This window comes from Pelorhabdus rhamnosifermentans, from assembly GCF_018835585.1.
Lineage (GTDB): Bacteria > Bacillota > Negativicutes > UMGS1260 > UMGS1260 > Pelorhabdus > Pelorhabdus rhamnosifermentans.
Window position 1 is genome coordinate 219,913 of sequence record NZ_JAHGVE010000002.1, and the last position, 17,317, is coordinate 237,229.

17 protein-coding genes are annotated in these 17,317 nt (G+C 42.0%); all 17 read left to right on the top strand.

Annotated elements, in window-relative coordinates:
* Positions 1 to 177: 177 nt before the first annotated feature.
* Entirely contained in the window at positions 178 to 1,650 is a 1,473-nt protein-coding gene (locus Ga0466249_RS04245) for an SLC13 family permease (RefSeq protein WP_215828183.1), read from the top strand.
* A 448-nt stretch (positions 1,651 to 2,098) separates the two neighbouring features.
* Complete coding sequence (locus Ga0466249_RS04250) at positions 2,099 to 3,571, top strand: SLC13 family permease (protein ID WP_215828184.1); 1,473 nt, start codon at positions 2,099 to 2,101, stop codon at positions 3,569 to 3,571.
* Positions 3,572 to 3,856: 285 nt separating this feature from the next.
* Positions 3,857 to 4,129, top strand: a complete 273-nt coding sequence (locus Ga0466249_RS04255) for a DUF4321 domain-containing protein (RefSeq protein WP_312889707.1) — start codon at positions 3,857 to 3,859, stop codon at positions 4,127 to 4,129.
* A gap of 15 nt (positions 4,130 to 4,144) precedes the next feature.
* Positions 4,145 to 4,756 (top strand): Maf family protein, encoded by a 612-nt coding sequence (locus Ga0466249_RS04260; protein WP_215828185.1) that lies wholly within the window; start codon positions 4,145 to 4,147, stop codon positions 4,754 to 4,756.
* The gene (gene radC, locus Ga0466249_RS04265) at positions 4,753 to 5,448 is read left to right on the top strand and encodes a RadC family protein (RefSeq protein WP_215828186.1); all 696 of its coding nucleotides are present in this window, start codon (positions 4,753 to 4,755) and stop codon (positions 5,446 to 5,448) included. The genes Ga0466249_RS04260 and radC overlap by 4 nt, the downstream gene beginning before the upstream one ends.
* A gap of 26 nt (positions 5,449 to 5,474) precedes the next feature.
* Positions 5,475 to 6,509 carry a rod shape-determining protein gene (locus tag Ga0466249_RS04270; RefSeq protein WP_215828187.1) on the top strand — a complete coding sequence of 345 codons (1,035 nt, stop codon included), beginning with the start codon at positions 5,475 to 5,477 and terminating at the stop codon, positions 6,507 to 6,509.
* 15 nt (positions 6,510 to 6,524) lie between these two features.
* A complete protein-coding gene (gene mreC / locus Ga0466249_RS04275; protein WP_215828188.1) occupies positions 6,525 to 7,451 on the top strand; it encodes a rod shape-determining protein MreC in 927 nt (308 codons plus the stop codon).
* On the top strand, positions 7,448 to 7,942 hold the full coding sequence (gene mreD / locus Ga0466249_RS04280; RefSeq protein ID WP_215828189.1) for a rod shape-determining protein MreD: 495 nt from the start codon (positions 7,448 to 7,450) through the stop codon (positions 7,940 to 7,942). The genes mreC and mreD overlap by 4 nt, the downstream gene beginning before the upstream one ends.
* 47 nt (positions 7,943 to 7,989) lie before the next feature.
* Positions 7,990 to 9,783, top strand: coding sequence for a penicillin-binding protein 2 (gene mrdA / locus Ga0466249_RS04285; RefSeq protein ID WP_215828190.1), 1,794 nt, complete (start codon positions 7,990 to 7,992; stop codon positions 9,781 to 9,783).
* A gap of 187 nt (positions 9,784 to 9,970) precedes the next feature.
* A complete protein-coding gene (gene minC / locus Ga0466249_RS04290) occupies positions 9,971 to 10,630 on the top strand; it encodes a septum site-determining protein MinC (protein WP_215828191.1) in 660 nt (219 codons plus the stop codon).
* A 15-nt stretch (positions 10,631 to 10,645) separates the two neighbouring features.
* Positions 10,646 to 11,437: a septum site-determining protein MinD gene (minD, locus tag Ga0466249_RS04295; RefSeq protein WP_215828192.1), complete on the top strand. Its 792-nt coding sequence runs from the start codon at positions 10,646 to 10,648 to the stop codon at positions 11,435 to 11,437.
* Positions 11,438 to 11,449: 12 nt separating this feature from the next.
* Positions 11,450 to 11,728 (top strand): cell division topological specificity factor MinE, encoded by a 279-nt coding sequence (gene minE, locus Ga0466249_RS04300; protein WP_215828193.1) that lies wholly within the window; start codon positions 11,450 to 11,452, stop codon positions 11,726 to 11,728.
* Positions 11,729 to 11,839: 111 nt separating this feature from the next.
* On the top strand, positions 11,840 to 12,946 hold the full coding sequence (gene rodA, locus Ga0466249_RS04305; RefSeq protein WP_215828194.1) for a rod shape-determining protein RodA: 1,107 nt from the start codon (positions 11,840 to 11,842) through the stop codon (positions 12,944 to 12,946).
* Between the two features lie 102 nt (positions 12,947 to 13,048).
* Positions 13,049 to 13,777, top strand: a complete 729-nt coding sequence (locus tag Ga0466249_RS04310) for a murein hydrolase activator EnvC family protein (protein WP_215828195.1) — start codon at positions 13,049 to 13,051, stop codon at positions 13,775 to 13,777.
* A 17-nt stretch (positions 13,778 to 13,794) separates the two neighbouring features.
* A complete protein-coding gene (locus tag Ga0466249_RS04315) occupies positions 13,795 to 14,673 on the top strand; it encodes a M50 family metallopeptidase (protein ID WP_215828196.1) in 879 nt (292 codons plus the stop codon).
* Between the two features lie 87 nt (positions 14,674 to 14,760).
* Positions 14,761 to 16,614 carry a TIGR03960 family B12-binding radical SAM protein gene (locus Ga0466249_RS04320; RefSeq protein WP_215828197.1) on the top strand — a complete coding sequence of 618 codons (1,854 nt, stop codon included), beginning with the start codon at positions 14,761 to 14,763 and terminating at the stop codon, positions 16,612 to 16,614.
* On the top strand, positions 16,611 to 17,306 hold the full coding sequence (locus tag Ga0466249_RS27475) for a TIGR03936 family radical SAM-associated protein (protein WP_215828198.1): 696 nt from the start codon (positions 16,611 to 16,613) through the stop codon (positions 17,304 to 17,306). The genes Ga0466249_RS04320 and Ga0466249_RS27475 overlap by 4 nt, the downstream gene beginning before the upstream one ends.
* Positions 17,307 to 17,317: the final 11 nt, after the last annotated feature.

Here is a 17,317-nt window from a genome sequence, read left to right on the forward strand (position 1 = left end):
ATTATTTGAATTCGTAATAATTTAAATAATATTTGTGTTTATGTGTTTAATGGTTGCTAAATTAATATCGGTAGAGAGTGAATGATGTTGTAAGTCCATAATTGAGTGATGCGAGATGTGAAGTAAATTATCGTACGATAGCTAATTAAATCCCATTTTATTAAGGAGGGTTTCATTTTGGCAGATAAAAAATCATCCGCACCAGGAAAAATTCTTTGGATAATTATTGGTTTGGTTATTATGCTTGGTTTGGCGTTCGCTCCGGCAATTCCGGGTCTGTCTACGGCGGGTCAGCGAGTATTAGCTGTATTATTGTTTGCCGTCATCATGTGGGTATCGGAAGCGGTATCTTATCCGGTGAGCGCGATTGCGATTATTGGATTTTTGATTATGTTTGTAGGATTTGCACCAGTCAAGGGTAATGAAGGAGCGCTGCTTGGAACAGGGAAAGCAATTCCGCTGGCCCTGAGTGGATTTATCAATTCTGGCTGGGTTCTTGTTGCAGCCGGACTCTTCATGGCAGCTTGTATTCTCCATACTGGTCTTGAAAAGCGAATTGCTCTTACCATTATTAATATGGTCGGTACCAAGACCAATAATATTTTTGCCGGTATGATTATGGTAACTCTTGTTCTTACCTTTCTAATTCCCTCAATTACTGCCCGCTCTGCAACGTTAACACCAATTGCTATGGGATTAATTGCGGCTTTTAATGTTGACAAGAGAAGTGTATTTGCCCGTCAACTACTTATTTGTGTCGCGATTATTACCTCGATATCTGGGATTGGTGTATTATCAGGGGGAGCACCGAATCCGGTTGCCGCAGCTTTTGTTGCTAATTCCCTGAAGACAACGATTTCCTGGGGACAATGGTTTTTATATTCTGAACCATTCTGCCTCGTTTTTTCTCTCGCTTTCTATTTTATCATTACACGCGTGAATAAATTCGAGTTTGATGAAGTTCCTGGTGGTAAGGCGGCTTTGTCTAAGGCATTACATGACCTTGGTTCAATGAGTGACAAAGAGAAAAAAATCTCCGTTATTTTTGTTTTTACGATTTTAGGCTGGGCTACGGAGTCCTTTCATCATGTTGATGCAAATACGGTTGCTATTTTCTCAGTACTGTTCATGTTAGCTCCGTATACTGGTATTGCAACTTTCAAAGATGTTGTAAATAAGGTCGACTGGGGTACCATCCTGCTGTTTGGCGCTGGTATTTCGTTAGGTGAAATGTTGCTTTCTTCGGGCGCAGCTGTGTGGCTAGCAAAAGTTTCATTAGGCGCTCTCGGTGTCGGTAATATGCCGTTGTCGCTGATGATTATTGTTATTACTGCCTGCATTCTGATTTTGCGGTTGGCTTTTGCCAGCATTACGGCAGCAACTGCGGCGGTTGTGCCAACTGTTGTTGGTTTCTTACTCAGTCTCAATAATCCGAGTTTGCCGATGGTTGGTATGACAATGCTGTCAACCTATGCTGTGTACTATGCTTTCTTTTTGCCGGTAAATTCACCGCAGGCTATGATTGCTTATGCTACCGATACTTTTGAAACGAAAGATATGATTCGGATAGGTATCCCAACGACGATTGTGGGACTAATTATTTTCTTCGTGTTTGTATTTACTTACTGGCAATGGGTTGGAATGTTATAATTACGATCAGCCGACTGCCAGGGGTAGTCGGCTTTTTCAAGAGCTAAAGACGTAAGAAGTGAGTAGTAGGAAAAGGGAGGATGCATAATGAAGAACTGCTCCATCTTTGTAAGCGAAAGGCTTTTTGATGGAGGCGCAGCAATGAAAAGTTGTTCTGCAGTTATTGCTGCAGCAACTGCTCCGGTATCAGGTTACGAAGCAGTTGCTCCGTCCCCTGGAATCGTAGCTGTTGCTTCGGGTCTTAACTCTAACATGTAATTTGGCGCTTGCTCCATCAATGATCCACTTTTATCGGTTTACTTTGTCTAAATTATTAATCAGATTCTTAAAGAAAAATTATGGTTAAATTAGACGATATGTGTAGTAATTTTTAAATCATAAAGTGAGTCAATAAACTTAGAAAATAGTAGGCTTGATTGATTTGCTTATATTTGTAGGAGGGTTTATTATGGCAGATAAGAAAGCACCTGCACCAGGGAAAATTCTTTGGATAGTTATTGGTTTAGTTGTTATGTTGGGTTTGGCGTTTGCTCCGCCAATTGAAGGGCTGTCCACGGCAGGCCAGCGAGTACTGGCAGTTCTGTTATTTGCAGTTATTATGTGGGTGTCAGAAGCTGTATCTTATCCAGTGAGTGCTATTGCGATTATTGGTTTTCTTATTGTATTTTTGGGATTTGCACCTGTAAAGGGTACTGAGGGTGCTTTGCTTGGGACAGGCAAGGCTATTCCGATGGCTTTAAGTGGGTTTATTAATACTGGTTGGGTCCTAGTTGCTGCAGGTCTATTTATGGCGGCTTGTATTTTGCATACAGGGCTTGAAAAAAGGATTGCTCTAACAATTATTAAAATGGTCGGAACAAAAACAAATAATATTTTTGCTGGGATGATTCTTGTTACACTTGTTCTTACCTTTTTGATTCCTTCGATTACAGCTCGTTCAGCAACCTTAACTCCCATTGCCATGGGACTTATTGCTGCCTTTAAGGTAGATAAGAAGAGTCAGTTTGCTCGTCAACTTTTGGTTTGCATTGCTATTATTACATCTATTTCCGGTATTGGTGTTTTGACAGGTGGGGCACCAAATGCTGTGGCCAGTGGATTTATTGCGAAATCTTTAAATTCACCTGTATCATGGGGTCAATGGTTATTGTGGTCTGAACCTTATTGCTTAGTTATGTCTCTTGCTTTTTACTTTATTGTTACTAGAATGAACAAATTTGAATTTGATGAAGTACCTGGTGGTAAAGAAACGGTTCATAATGCTTTGGCAGAATTGGGTACCATGAGTCCTAAAGAGAAAAAAATCTCTGTTATTTTTGCTTTTACGATTTTAGCTTGGGCTACTGAGTCGTTTCATCATGTTGATGCCAATACGGTGGCCATCTTCTCCGTGTTATTGATGCTTGCTCCTTATTCAGGTGTGGCAACATTTAAGGATGTTGTGAATAAAGTCGACTGGGGCACCATTTTATTGTTCGGTGCAGGAATTTCGTTAGGTGAAACACTATTGTCATCAGGAGCGGCTATTTGGCTTGCGAAGAGCTCCCTCGGTGCTTTAGGTGTTGGCTCCATGTCGCTTTATATGATGATTGCTGTCATTACGGTGGGTATTTTGATTTTGCGCGTTGCTTTTGCGAGCATTACATCAGCCACAGCGGCCGTTGTACCGACAATTGTAGGCTTTTTGCTTAGTTTAAATAATCCCAGTCTTCCTATGGTTGGGATGACGATGTTATCCACCTATTGTGTATATTTTGCCTTCCTGCTGCCAGTGAATTCGCCACAGGCTATGATTCCTTATGCAACAGATACTTTCGAGACGAAGGACATGATCAAAGTGGGTATTCCAATGACGATTGTGGGCCTTGTCCTTTACTTCTTGTTTGTATTTACCTATTGGACTTGGACTGGCATGATTTAACTTTTGGACAAAGAAGCCGACTATCTTTTAGGTAGTCGGCTTTCATAATGGGAAAAACGGGCTCATTTGGGATGAATGAACCTGTTTTTTTTTTTGTTAAATTACTCTGGTTGAGCATGGACTATTGCATAAGTGACAAGAATCGGCTAAAATTACATAGAGAGCTTTTTTCTCCAGCAAAAGGATGTTTATGCTGCTGCAAAATCCTTGTATCTTGCAAGGATTTCTTTGTTTCTTTGTAGAAAAAGGTTGAAACACTAATCATTTTTATTGGAGGTAATTTTGGTGCGAGGCGGTCACAATCAGAATACTGGCATGTTCATTTTATTTTTAGTTACAGGTGCAATTATTGGTGGCATACTTGGTGAATTGATTGGTAGTTCTACCCTGCTTGTAGGCATAGCTCCTTATCTTGTAAAAACCTATCCAATTTTAGACGTACCGCCTATGACTCTTAATTTGTACGTTATCCGGTTTGTTGTAGGTTTTGCTTTTTATCCAAACCTTGTTAGTATATTAGGTATTGTGATTGCTGCATTATTATACCGAAGGTTCTAGGAGGTTTCTTTTTTCATGACACTTGTTTTAGCTTCGGCATCACCAAGGAGAAAAGCGTTATTAGAGCAGATCGGTGCTGATTTTGTCGTTCGCGTTAGCCAGGTAATTGAAGACAATGATCAGCAGCTTTTACCCCAAAAATTGGTTGTTTTACAAGCCAGGCAAAAGGCTGAAGCAGTGGCGCACGAATGGTTTAATGAATCTGCTGCCAACGCGAGGCAGGACGTAGTGATTGGTGCAGATACGATTGTTGTTGTTGATGGACAAGTTTATGGCAAACCTCGTGATGGTCAAGATGCTTTTCGTATGCTTACGAAATTGTCAGGGCGTTCGCATCAGGTTATTACAGGTGTTGCTGTTGTTAAACAATCTAAATCCAGTTGCCAAAAATGGACAAGTTTTACAGCGTCTGTTATGACGAATGTAACCTTTTGTCATTTAAGGCCTGAGACTATTCAGTCTTATATTGCAACAGGTGAACCTTTTGATAAAGCAGGAGCTTATGCTATTCAAGGCAAGGGAATTTTATTTGTAGAAAAGATTTCAGGAGATTACACCAACGTTGTTGGCCTGCCACTTACGACACTGGCGACTTTACTGACAAAGGTAGGCGTCAAGCTATTATGAGCACAGTTGAGCCCCCTATGCTGAAGGAAATGCCTGAGGAAGAACGTCCCAGGGAAAAGCTTCTTAGCAAAGGTGCGGAGGCGCTGAGCAATGTGGACTTACTCGCTATTATTCTCCACACGGGTGTGAAAAATGAATCAGTGATTCATTTGGCTGAGCGAGTGCTAAGCCAAACCAATGGCCTTGCTAGGCTAAGCACTCTATCAGCACCTGAACTCTGTAAAGTGAAGGGAATTGGAGTGGCCAAGGCCGTAACCATTATTGCTACTTTTGAATTGAGTCGGCGCTTAGCTGTTCTTAGTGAGCAGGAGCGGACCATTATTCATAGTCCACGCGATGCGGCTCTGCTTGTTATGCCGCATCTGAGGTATTTGACAAAGGAACATTTTCTTATTTTATTGTTGTCAACGAAAAACCATGTTTTAGCTCAGCCGACGATTTCGATTGGTAGTTTAAGTGCTGCCATTGTTCATCCACGGGAGGTATTTCGCGAGGCAATTAATTATAGTGCTGCCGGAGTTATTTTAGTTCATAATCATCCAAGTGGAGATCCTTTGCCAAGTCAGGAAGATATCAGTTTAACAAAAAAACTCGTTGAAGCAGGGAAGATGCTTGATATTACTGTCCTTGATCACGTGATTATCGGCGATGGAAAGTATGTTAGTTTTAAAGAAAAGGGCATAATAGAATAAGCGGTCAACGAAAGGAGTAATTATAGATGTCAAATTTTTTTGGTTCATTTTCCCGTGATATGGGAATCGATTTAGGTACGGCTAATACGCTCGTGCATTTAAAAGGAAAGGGGATTGTTCTTCGAGAACCATCGGTTGTAGCGATTCAGCGTGATACGGGGGAAGTGCTTGCCGTTGGTGAAGAAGCCAAACAAATGATTGGTCGTACGCCTGGTAATATCGTGGCCATTCGTCCCATGAAAGATGGCGTTATTGCTGATTTTGATGTGACACAATCGATGCTTAAATATTTTATTCGCAAATCTATGGACACAAAGTCGTTTATTCGTCCACGTGTTGTCGTCGGTGTGCCAAGTGGTGTGACTGAGGTTGAAAAGCGAGCGGTTATTGATGCAACTATTCAGGCTGGAGCAAGGGAAGCTTATTTAATTGAAGAACCAATGGCTGCTGCCATTGGTGCGGGGCTTCCTGTTCATGAGCCTACTGGCAATATGGTTGTGGATATTGGTGGGGGGACAACGGAAGTTGCCGTTATTTCGCTTGGGGGTATTGTTACAAGTCGTTCCATTCGTATCGGCGGTGATGAAATGGATGAATCGATTGTACAATATATTAAACGTACTTATAATTTGATGATTGGCGAGCGGACGGCAGAGGAAATTAAAATTGCTATTGGTGCAGCTATCTTATTGCCTAAGGATGAAGAATTAGAGATCCGCGGACGCGATTTAGTCAGTGGACTTCCGAAAACATTGGCGATTCGGGCCAGTGAAGTGCAGCATGCTTTAAGTGAGCCCGTATTTGGTATTATTGAAGCGGTCAAAGTAACACTGGAAAAAACGCCGCCTGAGCTTGCATCAGATATTATGGATCGCGGTATTGTTATGACGGGTGGCGGGGCACTTCTGCGAGGACTAGACAGCTTAATCAGTAAAGAAACAGGCATGCCTGTGCATATTGCGGAAGATGCTCTGTCTTGTGTAGCTAATGGAACAGGCAAGGCCCTCGAAAGCATCGATTTATTGAAACGTGTACTCATGACACCGAAAAGACTGGAATAGAAGGGAGCCGGCGCAGTGCGATTCTTAGGTAAAAAGACGGTCATTTTAGTTGTGGCTGTGTTCACTATCCTACTGCTTGCAGGTTCTTTTGCTCACGGAAAAATTCAATTTGCTTTTATTGATAGGGTAGTGACGACAATTCTTTCTCCTTTTGAATATGCTTTTTCCACGGTGGGGATGAGTCTCCGTCAGATCACGACGGCTACAGGCGAAATTTTCACAGTATATAGGGAAAATCAGGCTCTTAAGGCGGAAGTTGACAACTATCGTCAAAATAATCTTGATATGACTGAAATTATGGCAGAAAATGATCGGCTCAAAGTCATGCTTGATTATAAACAAGGGACAAGGCAGTTTGATTTTGTTACAGCCATGGTTGTAGCCCGTGATCCGGGAACTTGGACGAGTGTAATTATTATTAATAAGGGAACAAATGATGGTGTTACTAAAGATATGCCAGTTGTTACGCCAAAGGGATTAGTGGGTACTGTCATACAGTCTTATCCAACTACAGCAAAGATTCAACTTATTCTTGATCCGCGCAGTGCTGTCGGAGCGCTTAATCAACGCTCAGATTCCCGTGTTGCCGGGATTGTGGAAGGCAATGGAACGAATCATAATGCGCCCAGGCTTGTGAATCTTGCACGTGATGCTGATATTGTGCCAGGCGATACGGTTGTTACATCAGGTTTTGGTGGTATTTATCCGAAAGGTTTAGCTGTGGGTGAGGTTCTTGATGTAGTCAATGATGAGGGTGGTTTATTAAAATATGCTGTCTTGAAGCCTGCAGTAGATTTTGATAAACTAGAAGAAGTATTTGTTATTATTCATTCCCGTGAGCCTATTCCGACTTTACCACCTCAAGTAAAATCTGCCACTGATCAGAATACACCTAGTAAGCAAGCTGGAGGAACAGGCACCAAGGGGGTAACTGTGCCGTGAAAACAATCGTGTGGATTGTTGTTATTTGCTTATTGTATATTCTACAATGTGCGTTGATTCCGCTTGTGACACTCAATGGGATAAAACCCGATTTACTGCTTATTACAGTATTATCTACAGGACTATTAGTAGGCAAGGAAAAAGGTGTGGCTGTTGGCTTTTTTGCTGGGTTGTTAGCGGATTTAGCATCAGGTGGGGTGTTTGGTTCTCATACCTTGTCTAAAATGGCTATTGGCTATGGTGCTGGCATGTTAGAACGTAAGGTATTTAAAGAGAATATCTTATTGCCTCTTTTGGCTGTGATGGTAGCGACTGTTATTCATTCTGTGTTAATGACAGGGATACTTGTATTCTTAGGTTTTAGGGTTGAAATTATTTCGCTCGTTATGCATAATTTATTGCCACTCTTAGCCTATAATGTCATTGTGGCTGTTCCTATTCATCTCATTATTTATAAAATCAATTATGCGGAAATGTATCGCACGGAATAGGCAGGAATTTTCCCTGTCTATTTGTCCGTCATGAAAGGAGGGTTGTCATGCTAGTCAAACGCTCAAATTATCGATTGGACTTTTTATTTGTCGTTGTCGTGCTTGTATTTGTCGCTCTTATTAGTCGTTTGGCTTTTTTGCAAGTCATTCAGGGAAAAAACTATGAGCGTCTGGCAGATGGCAACCGGATTCGTCTTATTCCCATTATGGCACCACGTGGCAATTTCTATGATCGTAACGGTAATGCCATGATTGCCAATCGACCGGGTTTTACTGTTTCCATTATGCCCACTTCAGGTCCCCTGTCAGACGATGTGGTTCAGAAACTAGCGACGATTTTAAATATGAAAGTGGATGAGGTTCGCCAAAAGGTAAGTCAGCCTTCAGCTAATTTTGAACCCATTCGCGTGAAGAGTGATATTGGGCCCGATGTTGTCACTAAGATTGAAGAACGGCGCAGTGAATTGCCTGGAGTCATGATTGAAATTCAGCCTATTCGCAGTTATATTTATAATGAATTGGCAGCGCATATATTTGGCTATGTAAGTGAAATCAATGATACGGAATTAGAAGAAAAAAAAGCGGCTGGGTATAAATCCGGTGATATTATCGGGAAATTCGGTTTGGAAAAAGTATACGACAAAGAATTACGCGGCTCAGATGGCGGAAATCAGGTTGAAGTGGATGTAATGGGGCATCCTGTTCAGGTGCTTGGCAAAAAAGAACCGATTCCAGGGAATAATTTAGTATTAACCATTGACGCCAATATTCAAAAAGCTGCGGAAGATGCGATTGATAAGCAGCTCGCTTATTTACAGGCGCGGACACAGTTTCGTCGTGCCAAAGCAGCCAGCGCCATTGTCATGAATCCGAAGACAGGTGCAATTATAGCCATGGTATCGCGGCCGACATTTAATCCAAATTCTTTTAGTACAGGCATTTCTTCAAAAGACTGGAAGGTACTTAACGACAATCCTTATAATCCAATGGAAAATAAGTCTATTTCCGGGGAATATCCGCCAGGATCGACATTTAAAATTGTTACAGGTTCAGCGGCTTTAGAACTTGGCAAGGTGACACCAGAAGAGAAAATTTTAGATACAGGCAAGCATTGGATTATTCCTAAAACAAATGCCGATGGAGAAGCTTTAGGCTGGATTAATTTTAAAGAGGCTTTAACCAAGTCTGATAATGTATATTTTTATGAAATGGGCAATCGACTGGGAATTGATAATTTAGAGAAATATGCCAGAGCTTTTGGCTTAGGTGCTGTTACAGGTATCAATTTGCCAGGTGAAGCAGACGGTCTTGTAGCCAATCAAAGGTACAAGAAAAAAGTTTATGATGAAGATTGGTATTTAGCGGAAACTTTTGATGCGGCCATCGGCCAGGGCTTTCAGCTGGTTACACCGCTTCAGATTGCGCAATTGATGGAGCAGATTGCCAACGGCGGCCATCGTTACAGGCCGTATGTTGTGAGTCAGATTACGGACAATAATGGTGAAGTGCTAAAAAGTTTTGGACCAGAAGAAACAGGACATATTGATTTATCACCAGCTACGTTAAATTTGATTCGTGAGTCTTTGCGTGATGTTGCCAAAGAGGGAGGAACGGCTGGGCAAGTATTTGGTAATTTCCCTGTCCCTATTGCCGGTAAAACGGGTACAGCAGAAAATTCACATGGCGATGATCATAGTTGGTTTGTAGCCTATGGACCGTATGATGATCCGGATATTGTTGTTGTTGTACTCGTTGCTCAAGGCGGTTATGGTGCTTCAGCAGCTGTGCCAATCGCCGAGACTATTTTGCGTGCGGCCTTTAATCTTCCCAGTCAACCTTAAGTTTTAGCGTTAATGAAATTGTGAGTCTATATTACATTTGTGTGATATAGACTTTTTTTACAGGAATAATTATTCCTTAAAAAAAGCCTAATAACTCCTCTAATAGGGCAGGAAAATCTAGAAATAACGCGAACTTTTTTAAGTAGCATCAATTAAATGATAACAGGAGTAAATTAGGAGTATGCTCATGCGTGAGATGATTGTTTTTAAAGGTTATCGAGATGGCTTGGAACTTATTATTGATGAGTCGGCAGAATTTGGGGCGATATTATCGCAGCTTAAGAACAAACTAGATTCTGCGACAAATTTTTTTATGCAAGGTGCCATGGTGAAGATTCCTGCGGTCACCCATCTTTTTACTGACAGTCAGCAGCAGCAGATTTATCGCTTGTTGGCTGATTATGGTCTTACCTTAAAGGAAGAAGAGCCGGAAGTTCTGGAAAATCAGGCAAGTTCTCAAGATGTTGAGCTTGCTGAAGGGGCTATTTCATGCAGTGTAAATCAAGAAAACTATGAAACAAATGCATTTATTGTAAAAAGAACACTGCGTAATGGACAATGCGTAAAACATACAGGTGCTGTTGTTGTTCTTGGTGATGTCAATCCGGGTGCGGAAGTTGTTGCAGGCGGCGATATCATGATTTTTGGTGCTTGTCGGGGTGTCGTTCATGCTGGATCAGAAGGAAATGAGCAAGCAACAATTACTGCCAATCGACTTCAGGCCATGCAAATCCGTATTGCCGATATGATTGCCCGGTCACCTGATAGTCAAGTAACACCGCGTGACTGTGCCGAACGAGCAAGAATTGCCGATGGACAGGTTATTATTGAACCTGCGCACAAATAAGGGGGAGCACACTACATGGGGGAAGTTATTGTTATTACTTCTGGAAAAGGCGGCGTAGGAAAGACTACGACAACAGCTAATTTGGGAACGGGGTTTGCCTTGCTTGGTAAAAAAGTGGTGTTAGTTGATACCGATATTGGACTTCGTAATCTTGATGTTGTTATGGGGCTGGAAAATCGGATTGTCTATGATCTTGTGGATGTTACAGACGGAAACTGCCGTTTAAAGCAGGCGCTTATTCGCGATAAACGTTATGAAACGCTTTATCTCTTACCTGCTGCGCAAACGCGTGATAAAAATGCTGTCAGTCCTGACCAAATGAAACAACTATGTCAAGAACTTGCCGAAGAATTCGATTATGTGATTATTGATTGTCCAGCAGGTATTGAACAAGGGTTTAAGAATGCCATAGCAGGTGCCGATCAGGCCATTATTGTAACGACACCGGAAGTTTCTGCTGTTCGCGATGCTGATCGGATTATTGGACTATTAGAATCAGAGGGAAAGTGTCATCCTAAACTTGTCGTGAATCGTATTCGGCCACTCATGGTAAAAAAGGGCGATATGATGAATATTGACGACATCATTGAAATACTTGCTGTAGATCTTCTTGGCATTATTCCTGAAGATGAATTTATTGTTGTTTCAACGAATCGTGGGGAACCGGCTGTTACCAATCCTGCGTCGCTGGCAGGTATGGCTTACAAAAATATTGTCAGACGTCTGCTAGGCGAAAATGTTCCACTCATGATACTAGAAGTACATGAGGGCTTTTTTGAACGATTGAAAAAATTGTTTGGCGTTTAAGGAGGATGGCGAATGTTGGAATTACTGCAAAGAATGTTTGGAAAAAGTAAAATTTCATCCAAAGAAGTTGCGAAAGAACGTCTTCGCCTGGTACTTGTTCATGACAGGGCGAATGTTTCTCCGCAATTGATGGAAATACTAAAAGAGGATATGATTCGTGTTATTTCAAATTATATGGAAGTCAATGAACAAGAGATGGAAGTGAATTTTACGAAGACAAATTCTTCCGTTGCCCTTGTAGCAAATATTCCTGTCAATCATATGAAACGCAATCGCTTTAATCAAGACTAACGGAGTGTGCTAGAAAATTTACTAAAATTTTTTTCTTGATGATTCTAGACGAAGGCGGCAAATACGATTATAATAGATAAGGTTATATTCTACAATTAGGGGATGCCTATCATGCTGAATCAACGCCTACTCCGGAATTTAGATTATGTGTTGATTACAGTAACGATACTCTTACTGCTGATTAGTTTAGCCATTATTGGCAGTGCCACACATATTAATACACCAAGTGAGGAGCGCTATTGGTATGTTCAGCGACAGGGTATTTTTGCTGCAATTAATATTTTTATTGTTTTTATCATGTTGCATTTTGATTATAAGACGCTTGGGAGATGGGCTAATTTTCTTTATGGATTGAACATGGTTATGTTGCTTGCTGTCATGTTTATTGGTCAATCAGCCTTAGGTGCGCAACGATGGATTCAGCTCGGTCCGATTAATTTGCAGCCATCAGAGTTTTCAAAATTAATTATGATCATTTCATTGGCCCATATGCTTGATAAGCGGGCAGGACAACTTAATACGTACCGAGAAATTTTACCCATTTTTATTTATGTGGGAATTCCTTTTCTCCTTGTTTTAAAACAACCTGATTTGGGTACGGCTCTTGTATTTGGTGCCATTCTTTTAGGCATGATATTTATTGCTGGTGTCAGTGTCAAGCATTTGCTTACTCTCATGGGGGGGGCACTTGCACTTATGCCTGTTTTTTGGCTCTTCCTTAAAGATTATCAAAAGAAACGGCTTACTGTATTTCTCGACCCGAATGTTGATCCATTAGGTTCAGGCTATCATATTATTCAGTCGAAAATTGCCATCGGTTCAGGAATGCTTTTTGGAAAAGGGCTGTTTGGTGGAACGCAGAGTCAACTGAATTTCCTGCCTGAAAATCATACGGACTTTATCTTTGCTGTTATTGGTGAGGAACTCGGATTTATCGGTGCCGTCATTATTTTGTTATTGTATTTTATCTTGCTTTATCGGGGAATAAAAATTGCTGGAGTGGCTCGAGATAATTTTGGTGTTATTTTAGCCACCGGAATTACGTCCATGCTTACTTTTCATGTGCTTGTCAATGTGGGCATGACTGCTGGAATTATGCCAGTCACAGGTATTCCTTTACCCCTTATGAGCTATGGTGTCAGTTCTTTAACAACGAACATGGTGAGTATTGGTATTTTGCTGAATATTTATATGCGAAGACAAAAAATCTTGTTTTAAAAGATACACAACTTTTGGTTGTGTATTTTTTTATTTTATTATTAAAATAAGTCTTGCTGTCATATAGTAGTAGCGAACGTCGTCGACAGTGAGGTGAATTCAATGCTTCGGAAATTGAAAAAAATATTTTTTAAAGAATCATCACAACCTGATTATTGGTACTATCCTGATGAACCCATTGATTATGGTTGGCTCAAGCGGAGCCTGAGTGCTGCGCTGATTTTTGGCATTGTTTATTTTGCTAGTATTTCTGATACTTATGTGGGGGGAATGGTCGTTGATGGTGTACGCCAAGTCATGACGACAGAGACGGATGTAACTTTTTTTACTAATCAAATTTCGCCTTATTTACCACAAAGTGTAGCAGCTTTTGTTCCCAAACGACTGCCAGAGCTGGTTCATCCCGTCGATCCTTTTCAATACATGAGTAAACCTGTTGATGGGAAACTTGTTACGCGCTTTGGCGGCCAAGCTCAGCCTGCAGTAGCTTCCTCATTAGCCACAGATACATCGAATGTGCCGAGTAGCGCAGGGATTGCCATTGCGGCGCAGATAGGGAGTCCCGTGCGCGCGGCGGCTCAAGGAACGATTAAAGAAGTGAGTGCGAATGCTAATGGTCAAGTAGTGAAGATCACGCACAGCCAGGCTTTAGAAACGGTGTATATGGGTCTTACGGATTTGCTTGTAGCACCACAGGATAAGGTAACACAAGGACAGGTTATTGGCAGAGTTGCCAAAGGACCGCAGAATAATGGAATTTGTTATTTTGAAGTGCATGATCAAGGTCAGCCGATTGATCCCCTATTGCGCTTAAAAGACGCCTATCCATAAGAAAGGAAGGGATGGTCTTGCACGTTGGCAAAATATTTAGCATTCAACTTACCTTAAATATCTATTTCCTTGGGCTGCTGTTGTTATTTAGTTTGGCTGGCATGAGTGGTAAGGTTTTGCTAGTGTTTAGTGCTGTCCTGTGGCATGAAGGCGCCCATGCTTTGATGGCCCATTATTTGGGCTATCAAGTGAAGGAGATTGAATTATTGCCTTTTGGCGGTGTCGCGCGAATTGAACGATTTAGTGACGTTGCGGCAGGCAGTGAGATACTGATTGCCGCAGCTGGACCTCTAGCTAGTTTCGTGATGGCTGGAATGAGTTATTTTGCCTGGCTGAAAGGCGGCACAGTAGCAGAGGTGCTGTCTTTTTATTTTTGGATTCATATGACATTAGCCTTGTTTAATTTACTGCCCGCTTTGCCTCTTGATGGCGGACGTATTTTTCGAGCTGTTCTATCTCTCTTTATTGGTTATCGTGAGGCTACGCAGTTAGCAGCGCAATTAAGTAAAGTATTTTGTGTATTACTTCTTATGCTGATTGTTTATGAATATTTAAATGTGGGAACAATGAATGTAACCTTTCTCATTGCTGCCATTTTTTTGTATCATTCAGCAAAAGGTGAACTTGCTGCTAGCGGTTTTCGGTCCATGCGGCTGCTTGCTTTTAAAAAAGCTTATTTAAGTAAGCGAGGATTGCTGCCGACGCAGCATTTTATTGCGCGGCGGCAGCTTACCTTAAAAGAAGTTATTGCTGTTTTTCGCCCGGAACTTTATCATGTCGTGATTGTTGTTGATGATGAATTGCAGCCTTGTGGTACTTTAAGTGAGAGTGAAGTATGGCAGGGTATTCAACAACTGGGGATATACGCTTCCCTTGATAAATTGCTAAAATCTTGATGAGAGCCTGGTAGCGGCGAAGCAGGATTTATTTGTAAAACGTAGAAGAATAAAGATTACACTATTTGCGAAAATTCGGAGGTAACTATGATTCATCTAGATCCGGCTATACTTAGTCGTGTAATGAAGCCCGCTCGCTATACAGGTCACGAACTCAATAGCGTAATGAAACCCCATGAGACAGTTGCCGTGACCTTTGCTCTGGCATTTCCTGATGTCTATGAAGTGGGGATGTCTTACCTTGGTTATAAAATTCTCTACTCAATACTAAATAAACGTACGGATACAGCAGCTGAGCGAGTCTTCGCACCTTGGGTGGACATGGAGCAGGAAATGCGTCAAGCTAAGATTCCGCTGTTCAGTCATGAAACATTTACGCCACTCGCTGAATTTGATCTTGTGGGCTTTACTTTACAATATGAAATGAGTTATACCAATATATTAAATATGCTGGATCTTGGCGGTATTCCGCTTTTAACAAAAGATCGTAAACAAGGACAGCCTTTTGTTGTTGCTGGGGGACCTGGGGTTTATAATGTGGAGCCCCTAGCCGATTTTTTTGATTTTGTCATTGTTGGTGAAGGCGAAGAGATTATTGAAGAAATTGTTGATACCTATAAGTGCTGGAGAGAAGCTGGAGAGCAGGGAGGACGCAAGGAATTTCTACTTGCCGTAAGTAAGATCAGTGGTATTTATGTACCCTCTTTTTATGATGTGACCTATGAAACGAACGGCACCATTCACTCTGTATCGTCAAATGAACCGACAGCTCCCGCTATTGTACATAAGCGAATTGTAAAAGACTTAGAGTCTATTTCTTATCCCGTTAAACCGATTGTTCCTTATACGGAGATTGTTCATGACCGGATTATGCTGGAACTCTTCCGGGGCTGTACGCGCGGTTGTCGGTTTTGCCAAGCGGGTATTTTGTATCGCCCCGTGAGGGAGCGGACTGTTGATACGCTTGTAAAAATTGCTAGACAGCAAGTTGATGCTACTGGCTATAATGAAATTTCTTTAACGTCCTTAAGTTCAGCCGATTATTCTAAACTTCCGGAACTTATTGATCGTTTAACAGCGGAACTGAAGGATGATAGGGTCAGTGTTTCTCTGCCGTCTTTGCGTATTGACAGCTTTTCTATTGAGCTTGCCCAGAAGGTGCAGCAGGTCCGTAAAAGTGGCCTTACTTTTGCGCCTGAGGCTGGGACGCAACGGTTACGCGATGTTATTAACAAGGGCGTTACAGAAGAAAATTTAATCGAAGCTGTGGGGGCCGCTTTTCGTTCAGGTTGGACAAGCGTTAAGCTGTACTTTATGATTGGGTTGCCAACTGAAACGGATGAGGATATCGAGGGGATTGCCGACTTGGCCCAGCGTGTAGTGAAACTTTTCAGTGAGATTCGGGGACGACGTGGCGTGAAGGTGACTGTTAGTGTTTCATCTTTCGTGCCGAAGGCCCATACTGCTTTTCAGTGGTTTGGACAAGATTCTTTAGAAGAACTGGAACGCAAGCAGCACTATCTAAGGTCTTTAATTAAAGATAAAAGTATTGCCTATCACTATCATGATGCCAGAGTGAGTGTGCTTGAAGGGGTTTTCGCGCGGGGCGATCGAAGACTCGGCGAGGTTCTCCTCAAAGCTTGGCGTGCGGGTGCGAAATTTGACAGCTGGTCGGAGCATTTCCATTATGAGATTTGGCAGCAGGCGTTTATCGACTGTAAGATCGATCCGGCTTTTTATGCTCATCGCGACAGGGACCTTATGGAAGTCTTACCTTGGGAATATGTCAGTCCCGCTGTGACCAAAAAATATTTGGCAAAGGAATATAGAGAGGCCGTGGCTGGTGCCTTTACTAGTGATTGCCGCACAGACGTCTGCGGCGTTTGTGGCGTCTGCCAGCAGCTTAATGCAGCCGTCATTGATTGGAGTGACTCCCTATGAAGATTCGAATGAAGATTACGAAAGAAGAAGAAATTCGTTTTATTTCCCATCTGGATTATACACGTACTATAGAGCGAGCTGTTCGCCGGGCTAAATTATCTGCGGCTTATTCAGAGGGATTTAATCCGCATATGAAATTTTCCTTTGCTTCCGCCCTTGCTGTTGGTGTGACAAGTTCGGCTGAGTATATGGATTTAGAGCTTGCGACAGATACGGAACTTGCTACGATTATGAGGCAGTTGCGTCAGGCTTTTCCTGTTGGCATCACGGTGAAGGACTCCCAAGTGATGATAGGAACTGTTAAGGCTTTGATGGCTGTTGTGAATTTGGCTACTTATGAGATGACTTGGCTGATGAGTGACGGAATATCAGAAGCTGATCTTCAGCAGTCACTGGATTTATTTGACCAAGAGGCGATTGCTATCTATGTCAAGCAAACTCCGAAAGGCGTGCGCGAGATTGATATTAAGGAATTTGTTGCTGCACCGCCTGTTCTTCATGTCGAGGGGGATAAAATCTGCTTACAGCTTCAATTGCATATCAAGCCCACTGGCAGTGTGAAGCCGACAGATATGCTTGAACTATTGATACACAAGTACCAGTTGCCTGCTTTCGCACGTGCAGCGCTTATTGAGCGGACAGGATTATTTATTAGCAATAAGGGACGCTTGTTAACCCCACTAGAACTGTAGAGGAGGTGAGG

Coding starts and splice junctions, on each gene's coding strand:
- Ga0466249_RS04250 (WP_215828184.1), top strand. CDS start 2,099: ATGGCAGATAAGAAAGCACCTGCACCAGGGAAAATTCTTTGGATAGTT.
- Ga0466249_RS04260 (WP_215828185.1), top strand. CDS start 4,145: ATGACACTTGTTTTAGCTTCGGCATCACCAAGGAGAAAAGCGTTATTA.
- radC (WP_215828186.1), top strand. CDS start 4,753: ATGAGCACAGTTGAGCCCCCTATGCTGAAGGAAATGCCTGAGGAAGAA.
- Ga0466249_RS04270 (WP_215828187.1), top strand. CDS start 5,475: ATGTCAAATTTTTTTGGTTCATTTTCCCGTGATATGGGAATCGATTTA.
- mrdA (WP_215828190.1), top strand. CDS start 7,990: ATGCTAGTCAAACGCTCAAATTATCGATTGGACTTTTTATTTGTCGTT.
- minC (WP_215828191.1), top strand. CDS start 9,971: ATGCGTGAGATGATTGTTTTTAAAGGTTATCGAGATGGCTTGGAACTT.
- minD (WP_215828192.1), top strand. CDS start 10,646: ATGGGGGAAGTTATTGTTATTACTTCTGGAAAAGGCGGCGTAGGAAAG.
- minE (WP_215828193.1), top strand. CDS start 11,450: ATGTTGGAATTACTGCAAAGAATGTTTGGAAAAAGTAAAATTTCATCC.
- rodA (WP_215828194.1), top strand. CDS start 11,840: ATGCTGAATCAACGCCTACTCCGGAATTTAGATTATGTGTTGATTACA.
- Ga0466249_RS04310 (WP_215828195.1), top strand. CDS start 13,049: ATGCTTCGGAAATTGAAAAAAATATTTTTTAAAGAATCATCACAACCT.
- Ga0466249_RS04320 (WP_215828197.1), top strand. CDS start 14,761: ATGATTCATCTAGATCCGGCTATACTTAGTCGTGTAATGAAGCCCGCT.
- Ga0466249_RS27475 (WP_215828198.1), top strand. CDS start 16,611: ATGAAGATTCGAATGAAGATTACGAAAGAAGAAGAAATTCGTTTTATT.